Consider the following 16,023-nt stretch of genomic DNA (forward strand, 5'->3'; position numbering starts at 1 on the left):
GTCAACATATGCGTCCCGTTATCCTTGCCATCGAATCTTCGTGCGATGAGACATCCGCCTCCGTTATAACAAACGGCAAGGTACTTAATAATATTATCGCCACCCAGGCAGTGCACCAAAAATACGGTGGTGTAGTGCCCGAGCTGGCCTCGCGTGCGCACCAGCAAAACATCGTGGCCGTGGTGGACGAAGCACTCCAAAAATCGGGCCTTACCAAAACGGATCTCGATGCAGTGGCCTTCACCCGCGGGCCGGGCTTGATGGGCTCCCTGCTGGTGGGCGTTTCCTTTGCCAAGGGGCTCGCCCTGGCGTTGGACATTCCCCTGATCGAAGTGAACCACATGCAGGCCCACGTGTTGGCCCACTTTATAGGACCATCCCAACCCAGCTTCCCGTTCCTGTGTCTCACCGTGAGCGGGGGCCATACCCAGATCGTGCTGGTGAAAGACTACCTGGACATGGAGGTGATCGGCCAAACCCAGGACGATGCCGTGGGCGAGGCGTTCGACAAGGCCGCCAAGATTATGGGCTTGCCGTATCCCGGCGGCCCCCTGATCGACAAGTATGCCCAACAGGGCAATGCAAACGCGTACAAGTTCTCCCAAACCAGCATGCCGGGCCTGGACTTCTCCTTTAGCGGCATCAAAACCCAGTTCCTGTACTTCCTGCGCGACGAGAAGCTGAAGAACCCCAACTTCGTGGAGGAAAACGTGGCCGACATCAGCGCCAGCCTGCAACAGCACCTGGTGAACATGCTGCTGACGAGGCTCATACAGGCCAGCGAACAAACCGGCATCCGCGACATCGCCATTGCCGGGGGCGTGTCGGCCAATTCGGGGCTGCGGAATTCGCTAAAAGCGGTGGGAGAACAGAAAGGTTGGCGTATTTTTATTCCGGCGTTTGAATATTGCACCGACAATGCCGGCATGATCGCCATGGCGGCACACTATAAATTTTTAAAAGGAGAATTCAGCGCGCTGGATGTAACGCCCCTGGCCCGCATGCCCATTTAACACCCCGGATGAAGAACCTTTTTAAGATTGGCGATACCTTGCAATACCGGAAAGTCGTCGCCGCGGCCGACGTGGCTGCCTTTCATGGCGAGGTGGTGCACCCGGTCTATGCTACTTTTGCCCTGGCGCGCGACGCCGAATGGACCACGCGCCAGTTTGTATTGCAGATGCGCGACGAGGACGAGGAGGGGATAGGGACCGAATTGAGCATCCGTCACAAAGGTCCTGCTTTTGAAGGCGAGGAGATTGTTTTCACCGGCACCATTAGCTTGTTGCAGGGTAATGAACTGGTGTGTACATACGAGGCCAGGGTAGGCAGCCGTTTAATAGCCACCGGCGAAACAGGACAAAAGATCCTGAAACGCGACAAGATCGCGGCGTTGTTCCGGAAGGAAGAGCGCCCGGCGTAAACAAAAGAAAATGAAGAAATCGAGATTCTCCAACGATATCAATATCAGGAACCGGCAAGCCGGCTTCGAGTACGAGTTGATGGACAAATACGTGGCCGGTATGGTTTTGACCGGAACAGAAATAAAATCCATTCGCGAAGGCAAAGCCAATCTTCAGGACGGATATTGCTACCTTAGCAACAACGAAATGTTTGTGAAAGGCATAAACATAACGCCCTATGCCCAGGGCACACACTATAATCACGAAGCGACCCGCGAACGCAAATTGCTGCTGAAGCGGTCGGAATTGAAAAAACTGGAAGGCAAAGTCGAGGAAAAGGGATTAACACTTGTCCCTACCCGGCTGTTTATTAATGATCGTGGCCTGGCGAAATTGGAGTTCGCCGTGGCCAAAGGAAAGAAAATGCACGATAAGCGCGACAACATCAGGGAACGGGACGCCAAACGCGAACTGAACCGCCTGAAGCTCAAATAAGGACAAACGTAGACTCTCTCGATACATGGAAATTCAGGATTATGGCGTGTGCCGTCTCAGTGTTGTGCCCGTACGTGCTGGAGCCGCCGACCAGTCGGAACAGGTGACACAGCTTCTCTTTGGCGACCACTATGAAGTGCTCTCGCAGGCCGACGATAAAAAATGGATCCGCATCCGCGTCCACTTCGATCAATACGAAGGCTGGATCGACGCCCGCCAACATCACACCATCTCGCACGACTACTTCGAGTACCTGAACCGTGCCGAGTTCAAGATCACCACCGACATCACCACCAGCATCCTCTACAACAAGAGTCCGCAGATCATCCTGATGGGCAGCATGATCCCCATCTCCAGCTCGGAGCTTTTCAAAATGGAGGAGCAGTTTGCCTTCAACGGCGAGGCCAAGAACCTGGGACAAAAGCGCGAGTTCGAATTCATGCGAAGCGCGGCCCTGAAATACCTGAACGCCCCCTACCAGTGGGGTGGCAAAAGCCCTTTCGGCATAGACTGTTCCGGCTTAGTACAAATGGTCTTCAAGATCTGCGGCTTCCGCCTTTTCCGCGACAGCGGCCAGCAAGCCAACCAGGGCAAGTCGATAAAACAATTCGGCGAAAGCCGGCCCGGCGACCTGGTCTTTTTTAAGAACAAGGAAGACAAGATCCACCACGTCGGTATTTTGCTGGAAGAAGACAAGATCATCCATGCCTCGGGGCGCGTGCGGATAGACCATCTCAACGACGAAGGCATCCTGAACCTGGAGACAAAGATCTACACCCACCAGTTCTCGCACCTCCGCCGCATTCTCGCCGATTAAGCGGGCATGGGGCAGCCCAAGTAGTTTGCCGTGACGTTCACCGGCAGGTACCTTCCATTTGCGGTGTAATCCGGTTGTTTGCGGGTTAAACTTCGCGTGGGCGCGTTGTTTGGTAGCTAGATTGGTTTTATCTTACCATCGCGAAACAACGTAAAACACACGTTTTCCGCCGTATCGGGAAGTCTCTACTAAACTTTTTTCAAATGAACAGTAGGGTATTGGTGCTGAATCAGGATAACAGTCCGCTGATGGTTTGCTCGGTGGAGCGGGCATTTATTCTCGTGTTCCTCAACAAAAGCGAAATGGTACGCCCAGCGAACGGGCACCGTTTGCATTCGGTGACCCAAAGCTTTCCCATGCCCTCTGTGATCCGGTTAAACCGCTACGTAAACGCCCCCTACAAGGGCGTTAATCTTACCCGGCAAAACATATTTAAGCGCGACAACTTCGAGTGCCAGTATTGCGGCACCCGTCGCGATCTCACCATCGATCACGTGCAACCCCGCGCCAAAGGCGGCACCGACACCTGGACCAACCTGGTGACGGCCTGCAAAAGATGCAATGCCAAAAAAGGCGACTACACCCCGGAAGACGCCGAGATGCCCCTGCGCAAAAAACCGTATAAACCTTCTTACGCCATCTTCCTCAAAGACCACATGAATGGTCAGGCCGGGGAGTGGGACACTTTTTTAAACGGCCATCATAGTCATTGACATTTTTCAACCATCATGTTTAATCTTCAACGCAAAACTGCAGTCATTACAGGAGGAGGGAGCGGCATCGGTCAGGCGATCGCCACATTGTTCGCCGCCCAGGGAGCCCGTGTTTTTATTCTCGAACTGAATAAATCTACCGCCGACGAAACCGTAAAAATCATCGAAGCCGCCGGTGGTAAAGCCACAGCCTTCGCCGTCAATGTGGCCGACCAGGATCAACTGAAAAAAACAGTCTCCGTCATCAGCCAGGAAGCCGGACGCATCGACATCCTGGTGAACAGCGCCGGCATTTCGCACATCGGCAAACTGGAAACCACGTCGCCCGAAGACATGGACCGCATCTTCCAGGTCAACATCAAGGGTGTGTATAACAGCATGTATGCTGTGATCCATCAAATGAAAAAACAAGGCGGTGGCGTCATCCTCAACCTGGCTTCCGTGGCATCGGGCCTGGGGTTGTCCGATCGCTTTGCCTATTCCATGAGCAAGGGCGCCGTGATGAGCATGACCCTGTCGGTAGCCAAAGACTACATCAAAGACAACATCCGCTGCAATTCCATCTCGCCCGCGCGCGTGCACACGGCCTTTGTCGACAATTTCCTGGCAAAGAATTATCCCGGCCAGGAAACGGAAATGTTCGACAAGCTCTCGAAGACCCAACCGATCGGCCGTATGGGTCGACCCGATGAGATTGCTGCCCTGGCCTTGTATTTATGTTCGGATGAAGCGTCATTTGTGACCGGCACCGACTACCCGATCGACGGCGGGTTTATCAAATTGAATACCTGATCGCATCGCATGGAGCCTGCAGCGACAGTTAAAGAAGTAGTTTATAAAATTTAATACATGAAACTTTTAAGATTTGGCGAACCGGGGAAAGAAAAGCCCGGTGTATTGGTGAACAATGATATACTCGATGCTTCTTCGTTTGGCGAAGACTTTGGCGAGACCTTTTTCGAAACCAATGGCCTGCAACGGTTCTCCACCTGGTTAAAACAAAACCAAAGTTCGCTTCCCAAAGTAAAACCCGGTGTGCGCCTAGGCCCCCCGTTCACACGGCCCTCAAAGATCATCTGCATCGGCCTGAACTTCGCCAAACACGCAGCCGAATCCAATATGCCGCTGCCCGTGGAGCCCATCATCTTCTTCAAAGCCACCACCGCCATCACCGGTCCCAATGACAACGTGGTCATTCCGCCCAACAGTGTGAAGACCGATTGGGAAGTGGAACTGGCCGTGGTCATCGGCAAGAAAGCATCCTATGTGAAAGAGAGCGACGCCCTGAACTACGTGGCCGGCTATTGTCTCCACAACGACTACAGCGAACGCGAGTATCAACTGGAGCGCAATGGCCAATGGGTGAAAGGCAAAAGCTGCGACACCTTCGCGCCGCTCGGCCCCTACCTCGTCACGCCCGACGATGTGGGCAACGTCGACAGCCTCCACATGTGGTTGAAAGTGAATGGCAAAACCATGCAAGACGGCAACACCGACGACATGGTCTTTAAAGTACCCTTCCTGGTGAGCTACCTCAGCCAGTTCATGACCCTGCTCCCCGGCGACGTGATCTCCACCGGCACACCCGCAGGCGTTGGTCTTGGCTTCAAGCCACCCATCTATCTGAAACCCGGCGATGTTGTCGAGCTGGGCATTGCAGGCCTGGGCGATCAAAAACAAACCGCCCGCAGCTGATCCATCGAAACCGCCACTACAATCAAAACCTTAAACCCTATATGCCGATCCTGAACACTGACGCCGCCGTGCGCGTAGAGCAAAACGGAACGTCGACCAAGTCCTATCTCGTTCCGTTCATCCTGGTGACCAGCCTGTTTTTTCTTTGGGGCCTGGCCAATAGCCTGAACGGTACGTTGATTAAACACTTTCAAACTGCCCTGAACCTGAACCGGGCGCAGGCCGGCATTGTGGACTCGGCGTTCTACATCGGCTATTTTGTGATGGCCTTGCCCGCGGGTTTTCTCATGAACCGCATCGGCTATAAGAAAGGCATCCTGATCGGGTTGTTTCTCTATGCCATCGGCGCCTTCATCTTCTACCCGGCCGCCGAGATCAGGGTGTACAGCCTGTTCCTCTTTGCGTTGTTCATCATCGCTTGCGGATTGGCCTTCCTGGAAACGGCGGCTAACCCCTACGTTACAGTGCTTGGAAATCCGGCCACGGCCGACAGCCGCATAAATTTTTCGCAATCGTTCAATGGGTTGAGCATCATCCTCGGTCCCATCATCGGCAGCCTTTTTATTTATTCGACAAAGGAATATACCAACGACCTTTTGAATGAAATGCCCTTCGAACACGCAGAGGCTATCCGCATCGCCGAAGCCCAGTCTGTGCAGATGCCCTACCTCGTGCTCGGCGGCATCGTGCTCTTCGTGGCGATTTTATTTGCTTTCACGAAAATGCCCGAAATATCCTCCGACGGAGAAAAGAACGCATCGTTCAAAGGTATTTTCCGTCATCGCCACCTGGTGTTTGGTGTGATCGCGCAGTTCTTTTATGTGGGAGCACAAGCTTCCCTCTGGGGTTATTTTGTTGACTTGAAACTTGGCTTGTCAAAACTGCACAACATCGCCCTGGTGGAATGGCTCTACCCGATCACTGCCGACTCCACGTCTACCGCGATCGCCAGCTTTCACGCCTCGTTTGCCTTGGCACTGTTTATGGCCGGAAGATTTGTGGGCACCTGGTTGCTCACCAAATTCAAGGCGCACAACCTGCTGGCTGCCTATGCCGCCGCGTGTATGTTGCTGATCGGCTACGCCTTGATAGGCGAGGGGCTTGCCGCCATTATTGCCATCACGGGTGCTTACTTCTTTATGTCTATCATGTTCCCCACCATCTTCGCGCTGTCCATCAAAAACCTGGGCGACCAGGTGAAGTTGGGCGCGGCGCTGGTCATCATGGCCATCGTGGGAGGTGCCGTGTTGCCGCCGCTCACCGGTCTGTTGTCGCAGGGCAACATGCAGCATGCACTATATATTCCGCTCGTTGCCTTCGGAGTGATCTTCTTCTTTGGCGCACGTGGATATAAAGTGGAGTCGTAAAAAGTAATTGCCTGCCGCTCAAACGCTTATTTTTGCGAGGACAATAATAATATAGAAAATGGTCGATCTATCCCTATCTTCAGGGATGTGAAAGGTTTCGTTTTCAAATACACCGTTATTCTCCTGTTCGGGATGGCCACCGGCTTTACCGCCTTGGCGAACTCCGTCGATTCCACTTTGTACAAAGAAGGCAAGGCTTGGGCCGAACGCGATAAAGAAAAAAGCTTTCAACTCCTGGAGCGGGCGATGAACCAGGCGCAGGTCCGCCAGGAGACGGGACTTCACATTCTGTCCGTGGTCACCCTGTCTAAGCTGGACTTTGAAGGCAACCCCGAACGTCAACGCCGCATCCTCACCTGGATCGACCAGGCGCTGAAGGAAGCCGCGGCACAACGCCAGCAAAAAAACATAGCCCTGTTGCATATGTCGGCCGCCTTGCTGCAAAGTGAGGCCAACCATTTCTACGACTCTACCCTTTATCACTACGAGTTCGCCCAAAAGATCTTGACCACCCTGTACGGCGAGTGGAACGACCTCGTGGCCACATGCTATCATGGTCGCGCGGATATGTATAAATACTACCTGTTCGACTTCGAGAAAGCCGAGAAGCTATACGAAAAATCGCTGCAGATCCGGGAACATATTCATTGGAAAAAAGAGGGTGACTTTGCCCGGCTCTATTATAATTTGGCCACCACCAACCGTTCGCAGCAAGACTACGAAAAAGCCATCGCCTATGGCATCAAGACGATCGACATCGTGAAGCGGATGAACAACCCCGGCTTCCTGGAACGATGCTACGACATTGTCGCCAACATTTACCGCGACATGGGCGATACCAAACAAGCACGCGTCTATTATCAGCAAGCCATCAGCTTGAACCTGAAAAATCATAACGCCCCCCAGCAACAGGTTTGGCAACTGGCCTGGCATTACCAGGGACTGGCGAAGTCATTTGATGAAGACTCCCTCTTCGATGAGGCCATCGTTAATTTTTCCAAGTCGGTGGCTATCTACCGGAAAAGTAAGAACGATAATATCTTGTTGTATACGGAATGCCTCTTCAACATGGCCCTTGCCTACCTGCACCGTGGCGATAATGCCCGCGCCCTGGACACATACCGGGAACTCATTCTCACGGTGAAGCGCATGAACATGGCCAAGGAAAGGATCATGGCTGAAACCTACGTTGGGTTGGGCGACTATTTCAGGGCCACCCACAGTGTCGACTCTTCCATTTTCTATTATCAGAAAGCGCTCACCGTTTCCGCGCCCGGCTTCACCGCCATGCCCTACGACGCCAACCCAACCCTGCAACAGGTGGGCCTGCACTATTTTACCTATCGCATGCTGAGTAAAAAAGCGGAGGCACTGACGATCCTCTATGAAACAAAAAAGGATGCCCGCTATTTGCGCCAGGCGCTCGCGTGCCTCATGCTGTCCGAGAAGTTAATGACGCAGGGACGCAACGCGCTCGACATCGAAGAGTCGAAATGGAAATTCCTCGACTCCAACTTCCATCTCTACGACCAGATCGTGTCCACCCTCCACACGATGATGACCTTGCAGCCCAACGAGTCGTTGCTGAACCTGGCCTTCCACTATTTCGAGCGCAGCAAATCCTACACCCTCAACAGCGCCCTGGGCAAAGCCGAACGCGACCGCAAGATCAACGTGAACGACGCCGCCTTCCAAAAATACAATGCCCTCACCCGCGCCCTGTTCACCGCCCAGGACAAGCTGAGCCGCGAAAAGGAGAAGGATCACCCCGATGAAAAGAGCATCGACGCCATGCGCCAGGAGGTGGTGAGCCTCGATCGCGACATACAGGCCCTCAAGCCGCAGCTGGAGGAAAAATATCCCGGCTATTTCACGGTGACCAGCGAACCACCCGTCCCGTCCATTCAACAGATGAAGAACTTCCTGAAAAAGGAGAACGACGTCATCATCGAATATTTTTGGGGCAACCGGTGGGTCTACGGCCTCGCGCTCAACAAAGACCACGCCTCCTTCAAACGACTGGGCCGTACCGACAGCCTGCAGACGCACGTCCAAAACCTCCTGCAACATTTTGCCGACGAGCACTCCAGTATCAGCAAGGAAGTGTTCACGAATTTTACCGTGAATGCCTATGCCTTGCACCAACGCCTGGTGGCACCTTTTGGAGAAATGCTACAGCCCAACCAACGCTTGCAGATCATCCCCGACGGCCTCAGCAGCCAGATCCCTTTTGAAGTGCTGCTCACCAAACCATCCCAACCCAACCCGGTCAACTACCACGCGGCACATTACCTCATTCGCTACAACCGGGTGGGCTATGCGTACTCCTCATCGACCTTGTTGAACAAAGCCAAACGCCACACCCCTAACCCGGTCATCCTGGCCATGGGCTATACGGGGGGCAAGCGCCTCCGGGCGGCAGCGGAGTCGCTAACAGAGATCGAAGGCGCTGAAAAAGAATTGGAGGCGTTGGAGCGCCGGTTCAGCACCGGCAAATTTTTGTCGGGCCCCGAGGTGACCGAGGCAAACTTCAAGACACTGGCGCCCGCGTATGACATCATTCACCTCGCCATCCACGGAAAGGGCGACGCGGAACAAAACTATTCATCCAGTTTATTTTTCCGGTCGAAGTCCGATTCACTGGAAGATGGCGAGTTGCACGCCTACGAATTGTATGGACTAAAACTGAAAGCAAACCTGGCCGTGCTCAGCTCCTGCGAATCGGGATTGGGGCGGGCCTATAAAGGCGAGGGCATGATCAGCATGGCCAGCGCTTTTGTGTTCTCGGGGTGCCAGAACATTTTGATGAGTTTGTGGAAGGTGAACGACCAGGCAGCGGTAGTGCTGATGGATAATTTTTATGGCGGGCTGCTGGAAGGAGAACGCATCGATGAGGCCCTGGCCCAAGCCAAGCTGGACTACGTGAACCATTCGGATGAAATAACGGCCGATCCCAAAATATGGGCGCCGCTCGTGGCCTATGGAAACCTGGATCCGGTCTTTCAAAAAGACAGAAGCAGGACCCTGTTCGCCGTGTTGGGCGCGTTCATGGTCCTGCTTGTGGGATACGCAGCGCTGCGGAAATTCCGGTCGCGTTATTAGAGCGCTTGTTTTATTTTCGGGGGCGGTGCGTCGCCGTTGAGGGACGTGGCGTAGCTGATGTTGAAGATGGCCGGGCTGTTCTGTTTGAACGACACCTTGGTGATGGCACGAGCATCTTTTTTCTTTATTTTCTCCAGCCGGTCGATAAAGCTGACCATATACTGAAAGAAAGCTTTCAATTCTTTCGGCTTCAGTATGGCCTCGCCTTTGTCGAAGATCCGGCCGTAGGGATTGAGATCCAGTTCGATCTCCAGGATTTCGTCGTAGATAACCGGTTTGTCCTTTTTGGCGTGTGCCGCGGTGGCCTTGTGATACATTACCGCTCCGGGATTTTCCTTTTTGGCTTTTCTGAGGGCTTCGTTGCTTTTCTTGTGTGCATTCACCTTCAGATTGAACTCAATAAAGTTCTTGGCATGCGAGATGTCCTGTTTTGTGAGAGTCATGATACAGAAATAGTTAAAAGTGGGCTATAGGTTTACTTTACTTTCTCCAGTAATTCCCGTGCCTTCGACCCATACGAAATATCCGTCTCCCCCAATTCCTTTAATATTTTTCGCGCTTGCTCCATGTCGCCGGTCTTCAGATAGCACAGGCTCAGGTACCATTTAGCCTGAAGGTCCAGTGAGTCGAATTTGTCGTTTAAGGTAATAAAATTCTGTTTAGCTTCCTCCACCCGGCCGACCATTAAGTTGGCGTTGCCTAACAGCATCAACACGCCTGGATCGGGATGCTCATTATATAGGGCTCCCAACTCGTCGGCAGCCTTGGCATAGTGGCCTTGCTCATAGTCCTGGAAGGCCTCGGTGTGCCGGGGCGTGGTTTGTTCGCCGCGCACCGTCGGGTCGAACACGTTGGGGTAGGGAGTGAAATAGCTCTGAAAGAGTTGTTCGGGGTCGTTGGGGCGCGAGAGCATAACACCAAGGGTAACCAGCACTCCGGTGATGGCCGCCGCGGCCAGGTAATACCATTTTCGCGACGTGGTGGCTATGGGCTCGCGCTCCATGGCTGCCTCCAACGATTGCAAGTAGCCCAGGTTGTTTTTGAGGCCGTCATGGCGAATGGCCATGATCAAGAGTTTCTCCCGCTCATACAAAGCCTTAAACGGTTCGTCGTCTTTGACGCGTTGCATCAGTTGCTCGCGCTCGACTGCATTCATTTCTTCATCGAAGAACTTTTCCAGCAACAGGATGTCGTTTTCAGTGGTATCCATGCGGAACAACGTTTTGAGGTTTTGTCATTTCTGTATCAAAGATCTTGCGCAGTCGCGCCATGCATTTGCATTTCTGATTCTTGGCCGTCTCCGGATTCTTGTATTGCATGGCCGTAGCGATCTCGGTGATGCTTTTCTTTTCGTAATAGAACATCTCCACCAGTTTCTGGCAAGGCTGGCCCAATTTCTCCAGCGCGGTTTTGGCCAGGTCGAAAAAAGACTCGTCTGTGCCCTGGGGAGTGTCGTCGATGAGATATTCCTTCAGCCATTTCTCCTGGTTGATGGGGGTGTATCGTTTTTCCTTGCGCATATTTTCGAGGGCTATGTTTTTACCAATCCCGAACAAGTAGGTCTTTACACTGCTGACCAGGTGCTCCAGCTTCCCCTGCTTGATGTTATCGTGAAAGATGAGAATGGTGAGTTGATAGATGTCCTTGCTGTCGTCTGATGAACAACGGTATTCCTTGCCGATCCATTGAAGGAACTCCTGGCGGTATTCCTCATAGATCCATGCTAGCTCGGCTTGACCCCCGGACCGTATTTTTTCTATGATTTCACTTTGCATCATCTTTAGCGCACTTAATGTGGAGTGAACGTATTTGTAACCCAGGTTAATGTATTTTTTTCACTCGATGGCTCAAAAGAACTAAAAATTGAAACAATTAATATAGCAATTTTCAAGGAATGTGATTGAATTGCAAAAGTTTGGGTGCCTTGCTGAGAAAAAAGCGATCGCTCAGTAGACCAAACGAGACCAACCCGGAAGAGCCGTCGGGCAAACCGGAGACCCTGACTTTTCTTCCAGAGACCGCGCGATCTGTAAAGACGGTGGTCACATCAAAAAGACTGCTCCGGTTGTTCCAGGGGCCTATTTTAAGGTCCGCTTCAAAAAAAATAAAAAAAATCTGAACGCATGGGTTACATCCGGGGTGGTTTATCATGAAGAGGCAAAACACCTAACCATTTAATGTTATGAGCTCCCTCACCATGAAAGAAAAAGAAGTTTTGGCCCTTATCTCTGCCGGACTTACGACGAAAGAAATTGCAGCGCACCTGAGCATCAGCCACCACACGGTGGAGACCCATCGCAAGAACCTGCTGCGGAAAAGCGAAGCCAAAAATTCTGCGCAGTTGATACAGAAGGCTTATGCGCAGCAAATGATTACTGTCTAAAGAAAAAGAACTGGTTTAAATGGCTTTAATCCGGAAAACTTTAATCTGACCGTTGTCTGAGAATGCTAACGTTTACTGCTAAGAAATCGGTTGTCTGTTAGTTCTCCCTAAAAAAAACCTCATGTTGGGCTCCGCGGGCTTGAGATAATCAAGCCCGCTTTTTTGTAAAAAATTATACCGATCGGTATAATTGTCAAAAATCACGTATCTTTACCTCAGTTTTCACAACAAAGGACTGCCCGCACCCTCCCGGCAGGGTTGGGATGCACGGTGGCCCCCGTATTTATTTTTTTGCGCCGGAAAAAGCGCCATTGTAGTTTCGCGGGGCCTTGGTGAGAGCCGCCAGGCCTTTCGTATAAAGTAGATTTGTAACAAAATGAAGCACATGCAACAACGCAGAGTAGTCGTTACCGGGCTGGGCGCCCTGGCACCCCTGGGGAGCTCCATCCCGGAATTCTGGAACAATCTGATCGCCGGCAAAAGTGGCGCGTCCCTCATCACCCGATTCGATACATCGAAGTTCAAAACGAAGTTTGCTTGCCAGATCACCGGCTACGATCCCAAAGATCACTTCGAGAAGACCGAAATACGCAAGATGGACCCCTTTACCCAATACGCACTGGTATCCACGGCCGAAGCCTTGAAAGACTCCGGCCTCGACCTCGACAAAGTGGACAAGACCCGGGTCGGCGTTATATGGGGGTCCGGCAACGGGGGCTTCTACACCTTTCAACAGGAAATGATTGAATTTGGCCGCGGCGACGGTACCCCGCGCATCAACCCTTACTTCATTCCGAAAGTGATCGTCGACATCGCCTCGGGATGGATCTCGATCAAGTATGGCTTCATGGGATTGAACTTCACCACCGTGTCGGCCTGCGCCACCTCTACCACGGCCATCATCGATGCCATGAACTACATCCGCTGGAACAAAGCCGATATCATCGTGACCGGCGGCTCGGAAGCGGCGGTCAACGAAGCGGGCATCGGCGGCTTTGGTGCCCTGAAGGCGCTCTCCACACGCAACGACGACCCGCAAACCGCGTCACGCCCCTTCGACGTGGGACGCGACGGATTTGTGATGGGCGAAGGCGGCGGCGCGCTCATCCTGGAGGAATACGAACATGCTAAACGCCGCGGCGCAAGAATATATGCCGAAGTTGCCGGCGGCGGCATGTCGGCCGATGCCTATCACTTAACGGCCACGCACCCCGAAGGCGCCGGCGCCCTCTTGGGCATGAAGTGGGCCCTGGAAGATGCTGATCTGAAACCCGAAGACGTGGACTACCTGAACCCTCACGCCACATCCACCCCGGTGGGTGACGAAAGTGAGATGAAAGCCGTGTCAAAATTCTTTGGCGAGCACGCCTCCAAGATGCACATCAGTGCCACCAAATCGGCTACCGGCCACCTCCTGGGCGGTGCGGGTGCCATCGAATCCATCATCGCTATAAAGGCCATCTACGAAGGCGTGATTCCTCCCACGATCAACACTGAACACTTGGATCCGGATCTGCCGAAGGGATTGAACATCGTGCTGAAAGAAAAAGTTGTGAAGCCGGTGAATGTGGCGATGAGCAATACATTTGGTTTTGGCGGACACAACGCTACGGCGGTGTTTAGAAAAATTTCGTGATGTAATAATCCTTCAGCCGGAAGACCTCTGGTGGTGAGCTGCATTTTTGCGACCTGCTAAAGGCGTGAAGATGCAGCTATTTTTTTTCGGAGCGACAGCGGTCGGGAGGCCGCTATTTATTTCGCAGGCTATTCATGACTTTATTGGCGAACACAAAATCGTCCAACTCCTTCACACCCGAGTGTGTGATGTCTTTGTTGGTGCCCTCCCATAACTTGAGGCCTTTGTAGAGAAACATGATCTTCTCGCCAATACCCATCACGGAGTTCATGTCGTGTGTCACCACGATGGTGGTGATGTCAAGATCTTCAGAAAGGTCCTGGATAAGTTCGTCGATAAGAATGGAAGTTTGCGGGTCGAGACCGGAGTTGGGTTCGTCGCAAAACAGATAGTTGGGGGTGTTCACAATCGCGCGGGCAATGCCGACGCGTTTCTTCATCCCACCGCTGATTTCGGAGGGCATTTTGGTGTTCACATTTTCGAGGCCCACGCGCTTGAGACAGAAATTGACGCGTTCCAGTTTTTCATTCAGCGGCATCTTGGTGAGTACGTCCAGGGGAAACATCACGTTCTGCTCCACGTTCTTGGAATCGAACAGCGCACCGCCCTGGAAAAGCATGCCCATCTCGCGACGGATCTCTACTCGTTCTTCTGAATCGCTGCCATAAAAATCGCGGCCGTCATAGAACACCTGGCCATAGTCGGGGCGGGCCAGTCCCACGATGCATTTGAGCAACACGCTTTTGCCCGTGCCGCTGGCACCGATGATGAGGTTGGGCTTTCCTTTTTCAAAGCTGCCGCTGATCTCGTTGAGGATCACCCGTTCGCCAAACGACTTGGTTATACTTTGGATCTTTATCATTTTGCGAGGAGGAGTTGGGCCAATAAATAATCTGCGATGAGCACGGCGATCACGCTGCTGGTCACGGCCTGGGTACTGGAAATACCCACCTCCAGGGCGCCTCCTTGGGTGTTGTATCCTTTGTAGCTCGAGATGGACGCCACCAGGAAAGCAAACACCACCGACTTGATGAGTGCAAACACGACGGTGAATTCATTGTAGCTGGAGCGCAAGCCATACACAAAATCATTTGGTGAGATGATGCCCGTGAGCGTGCCCACAAGATAGCCGCCAAACAATGCGCATACACCCGCCGTGATCACCAACAGGGGATACATCAGGATCGACGCAATGATCTTGGGAAGCACCAGGTAGGAGATGGAATTTATACCCATCACCTCCAGGGCGTCGACCTGTTCGGTGATGCGCATGGTGCCCAGACCGCTGGCGATACTCGAGCCCACCTTGCCGGCGTAGATCACGGCCATGATGGTCGGAGCCAGTTCCAGCACCACCATTTCGCGCACGACCTGCGAAATAACATAGTCGGGGATGAAGCTGCTCACCATGTTGTAGGCCGTTTGCACGGTGGTTACCGCGCCGATGAAAGTAGACACGAGTGCCACCAGGAAGACGGACCCTATGCCCATGTTCATGCACTCTTCCAGCACGAGCTTGTAATACGTTTTGAATGATTCACGGTTAACAAACAAGTTGCCGAGAAACATGAAATACTTTCCAATCTCTTTGATCATAGATGCAATAAACGAAGGCAATCACTACCTTGCGAAAGATACCCAAAAATCTAACATTTAACATTCATGAACAAACTCATCGTAGTGACCGGGGGCACGCGGGGTATCGGACGGGCGGTGATCGAAAAGTTTGCCAGCCAGGGTTTTGATGTCGCCACCTGTGCCCGCCAAAAGCCCGCCCTAGGTCAACTGCAGGACGAAGTAGAAAAGAAATTCGGTGTGAAGGTCTACACGCAGGCCGCCGACCTCTCGCTTAAGGCACAAGTGAAGGCTTTTTGCGTGTGGGTGACCACCCTGCAACGCCCCGTCGACGTGCTGGTCAACAATGCCGGGTTCTTCATCCCAGGCCAGCTATTATCGGAGGCCGACGACACGCTCGAGCAAATGATCAATGGCAATCTCTACAGTGCCTATCACGCCACACGCGGCCTCGTGCCGCTCATTCCGCGCCATGCGGCAGCCCATATTTTTAACCTGTGCTCCATCGCCAGCTTTATGGCCTATCCCAATGGCGGCTCCTATGCCATCTCCAAATTTGCGTTGCTGGGATTTTCAAAATGCCTCCGTGAAGAACTAAAAACCGAAGGCATCCGCGTAACGGCCGTCATGCCCGGTGCCACGCGCACCGAAAGCTGGGACGGCACGGCGCTCCCCGACGAACGCTTTATGCGCGCCGAAGACGTGGCCGATGCGATCTACGGAGCCTATGCGCTTTCCGGAAGAAGTGTGGTGGAGGAGATCATCGTGCGCCCACAGTTGGGAGACCTTTGAACATAGATCAAAGTCTGCCGTTGAGCCCGCCGCCCTTGTTGGTGT

At 52.9% G+C, this 16,023-nt stretch carries 17 protein-coding genes; 12 read left to right on the forward strand and 5 right to left on the reverse strand.

What is annotated here, in order from left to right; translation table 11 throughout:
• The first annotated feature begins 8 nt into the window (after positions 1–8).
• The 9 genes from tsaD to D4L85_RS17405 all read left to right on the forward strand — a co-directional run bounded on the left by tsaD (position 9) and on the right by D4L85_RS17405 (position 9,592).
• Positions 9–1,013: a tRNA (adenosine(37)-N6)-threonylcarbamoyltransferase complex transferase subunit TsaD gene (gene tsaD, locus D4L85_RS17365; protein ID WP_119755491.1), complete on the forward strand. Its 1,005-nt coding sequence runs from the start codon at positions 9–11 to the stop codon at positions 1,011–1,013.
• Positions 1,014–1,021: 8 nt separating this feature from the next.
• Complete coding sequence (locus D4L85_RS17370; RefSeq protein WP_119755492.1) at positions 1,022–1,423, forward strand: thioesterase family protein; 402 nt, start codon at positions 1,022–1,024, stop codon at positions 1,421–1,423.
• A 10-nt stretch (positions 1,424–1,433) separates the two neighbouring features.
• Positions 1,434–1,898, forward strand: a complete 465-nt coding sequence (gene smpB / locus D4L85_RS17375; protein ID WP_119755493.1) for an SsrA-binding protein SmpB — start codon at positions 1,434–1,436, stop codon at positions 1,896–1,898.
• 25 nt (positions 1,899–1,923) lie between these two features.
• Complete coding sequence (locus D4L85_RS17380) at positions 1,924–2,715, forward strand: C40 family peptidase (RefSeq protein ID WP_119755494.1); 792 nt, start codon at positions 1,924–1,926, stop codon at positions 2,713–2,715.
• A 203-nt stretch (positions 2,716–2,918) separates the two neighbouring features.
• Positions 2,919–3,428, forward strand: coding sequence for an HNH endonuclease (locus D4L85_RS17385; RefSeq protein ID WP_073138380.1), 510 nt, complete (start codon positions 2,919–2,921; stop codon positions 3,426–3,428).
• A gap of 15 nt (positions 3,429–3,443) precedes the next feature.
• Positions 3,444–4,220: an SDR family NAD(P)-dependent oxidoreductase gene (locus D4L85_RS17390; protein WP_119755495.1), complete on the forward strand. Its 777-nt coding sequence runs from the start codon at positions 3,444–3,446 to the stop codon at positions 4,218–4,220.
• Between the two features lie 57 nt (positions 4,221–4,277).
• Complete coding sequence (locus D4L85_RS17395) at positions 4,278–5,123, forward strand: fumarylacetoacetate hydrolase family protein (protein ID WP_119755496.1); 846 nt, start codon at positions 4,278–4,280, stop codon at positions 5,121–5,123.
• A 41-nt stretch (positions 5,124–5,164) separates the two neighbouring features.
• On the forward strand, positions 5,165–6,490 hold the full coding sequence (gene fucP, locus D4L85_RS17400) for an L-fucose:H+ symporter permease (RefSeq protein WP_119755497.1): 1,326 nt from the start codon (positions 5,165–5,167) through the stop codon (positions 6,488–6,490).
• 87 nt (positions 6,491–6,577) lie between these two features.
• Positions 6,578–9,592, forward strand: coding sequence for a CHAT domain-containing protein (locus tag D4L85_RS17405; protein WP_160143802.1), 3,015 nt, complete (start codon positions 6,578–6,580; stop codon positions 9,590–9,592).
• Here the strand turns inward: D4L85_RS17405 and D4L85_RS17410 are convergent.
• From D4L85_RS17410 to D4L85_RS17420, 3 genes are read right to left on the reverse strand one after another with little or no spacing between them, the layout of a single operon-like run.
• On the reverse strand, positions 9,589–10,035 hold the full coding sequence (locus D4L85_RS17410) for a hypothetical protein (protein WP_119755499.1): 447 nt from the start codon (positions 10,033–10,035) through the stop codon (positions 9,589–9,591). The two genes, D4L85_RS17405 and D4L85_RS17410, sit on opposite strands and share 4 nt — an antisense overlap.
• A 32-nt stretch (positions 10,036–10,067) precedes the next feature.
• Positions 10,068–10,802 (reverse strand): tetratricopeptide repeat protein, encoded by a 735-nt coding sequence (locus D4L85_RS17415; RefSeq protein ID WP_119755500.1) that lies wholly within the window; start codon positions 10,800–10,802, stop codon positions 10,068–10,070.
• On the reverse strand, positions 10,789–11,370 hold the full coding sequence (locus D4L85_RS17420; protein WP_119755501.1) for an RNA polymerase sigma factor: 582 nt from the start codon (positions 11,368–11,370) through the stop codon (positions 10,789–10,791). Before D4L85_RS17420 ends, D4L85_RS17415 begins: the two co-directional genes overlap by 14 nt.
• Positions 11,371–11,774: 404 nt before the next feature.
• Here D4L85_RS17420 and D4L85_RS17430 point away from each other — a divergent pair, with 404 nt between their 5' ends.
• A complete protein-coding gene (locus D4L85_RS17430) occupies positions 11,775–11,975 on the forward strand; it encodes a LuxR C-terminal-related transcriptional regulator (RefSeq protein ID WP_073138395.1) in 201 nt (66 codons plus the stop codon).
• Positions 11,976–12,360: 385 nt separating this feature from the next.
• Positions 12,361–13,611: a beta-ketoacyl-ACP synthase II gene (gene fabF / locus D4L85_RS17435; RefSeq protein WP_119758835.1), complete on the forward strand. Its 1,251-nt coding sequence runs from the start codon at positions 12,361–12,363 to the stop codon at positions 13,609–13,611.
• Between the two features lie 112 nt (positions 13,612–13,723).
• Here the strand turns inward: fabF and D4L85_RS17440 are convergent, their stop codons facing one another.
• Positions 13,724–14,473 carry an ABC transporter ATP-binding protein gene (locus D4L85_RS17440; protein ID WP_119755503.1) on the reverse strand — a complete coding sequence of 250 codons (750 nt, stop codon included), beginning with the start codon at positions 14,471–14,473 and terminating at the stop codon, positions 13,724–13,726.
• A complete protein-coding gene (locus tag D4L85_RS17445; RefSeq protein ID WP_119758836.1) occupies positions 14,470–15,204 on the reverse strand; it encodes an MlaE family ABC transporter permease in 735 nt (244 codons plus the stop codon). The genes D4L85_RS17440 and D4L85_RS17445 overlap by 4 nt, the downstream gene beginning before the upstream one ends.
• Positions 15,205–15,273: 69 nt before the next feature.
• Here D4L85_RS17445 and D4L85_RS17450 point away from each other — a divergent pair, with 69 nt between their 5' ends.
• Positions 15,274–15,978 (forward strand): SDR family NAD(P)-dependent oxidoreductase, encoded by a 705-nt coding sequence (locus D4L85_RS17450; protein WP_119755504.1) that lies wholly within the window; start codon positions 15,274–15,276, stop codon positions 15,976–15,978.
• Positions 15,979–16,023 lie beyond the last annotated feature (45 nt).

This window comes from Chryseolinea soli (assembly GCF_003589925.1).
GTDB lineage: Bacteria > Bacteroidota > Bacteroidia > Cytophagales > Cyclobacteriaceae > Chryseolinea > Chryseolinea soli.

Coding starts and splice junctions, on each gene's coding strand:
- tsaD (WP_119755491.1), top strand. CDS start 9: ATGCGTCCCGTTATCCTTGCCATCGAATCTTCGTGCGATGAGACATCC.
- D4L85_RS17370 (WP_119755492.1), top strand. CDS start 1,022: ATGAAGAACCTTTTTAAGATTGGCGATACCTTGCAATACCGGAAAGTC.
- smpB (WP_119755493.1), top strand. CDS start 1,434: ATGAAGAAATCGAGATTCTCCAACGATATCAATATCAGGAACCGGCAA.
- D4L85_RS17380 (WP_119755494.1), top strand. CDS start 1,924: ATGGAAATTCAGGATTATGGCGTGTGCCGTCTCAGTGTTGTGCCCGTA.
- D4L85_RS17385 (WP_073138380.1), top strand. CDS start 2,919: ATGAACAGTAGGGTATTGGTGCTGAATCAGGATAACAGTCCGCTGATG.
- D4L85_RS17390 (WP_119755495.1), top strand. CDS start 3,444: ATGTTTAATCTTCAACGCAAAACTGCAGTCATTACAGGAGGAGGGAGC.
- D4L85_RS17395 (WP_119755496.1), top strand. CDS start 4,278: ATGAAACTTTTAAGATTTGGCGAACCGGGGAAAGAAAAGCCCGGTGTA.
- fucP (WP_119755497.1), top strand. CDS start 5,165: ATGCCGATCCTGAACACTGACGCCGCCGTGCGCGTAGAGCAAAACGGA.
- D4L85_RS17410 (WP_119755499.1), bottom strand. CDS start 10,035: ATGACTCTCACAAAACAGGACATCTCGCATGCCAAGAACTTTATTGAG.
- D4L85_RS17415 (WP_119755500.1), bottom strand. CDS start 10,802: ATGGATACCACTGAAAACGACATCCTGTTGCTGGAAAAGTTCTTCGAT.
- D4L85_RS17420 (WP_119755501.1), bottom strand. CDS start 11,370: ATGATGCAAAGTGAAATCATAGAAAAAATACGGTCCGGGGGTCAAGCC.
- D4L85_RS17430 (WP_073138395.1), top strand. CDS start 11,775: ATGAGCTCCCTCACCATGAAAGAAAAAGAAGTTTTGGCCCTTATCTCT.
- fabF (WP_119758835.1), top strand. CDS start 12,361: ATGCAACAACGCAGAGTAGTCGTTACCGGGCTGGGCGCCCTGGCACCC.
- D4L85_RS17440 (WP_119755503.1), bottom strand. CDS start 14,473: ATGATAAAGATCCAAAGTATAACCAAGTCGTTTGGCGAACGGGTGATC.
- D4L85_RS17450 (WP_119755504.1), top strand. CDS start 15,274: ATGAACAAACTCATCGTAGTGACCGGGGGCACGCGGGGTATCGGACGG.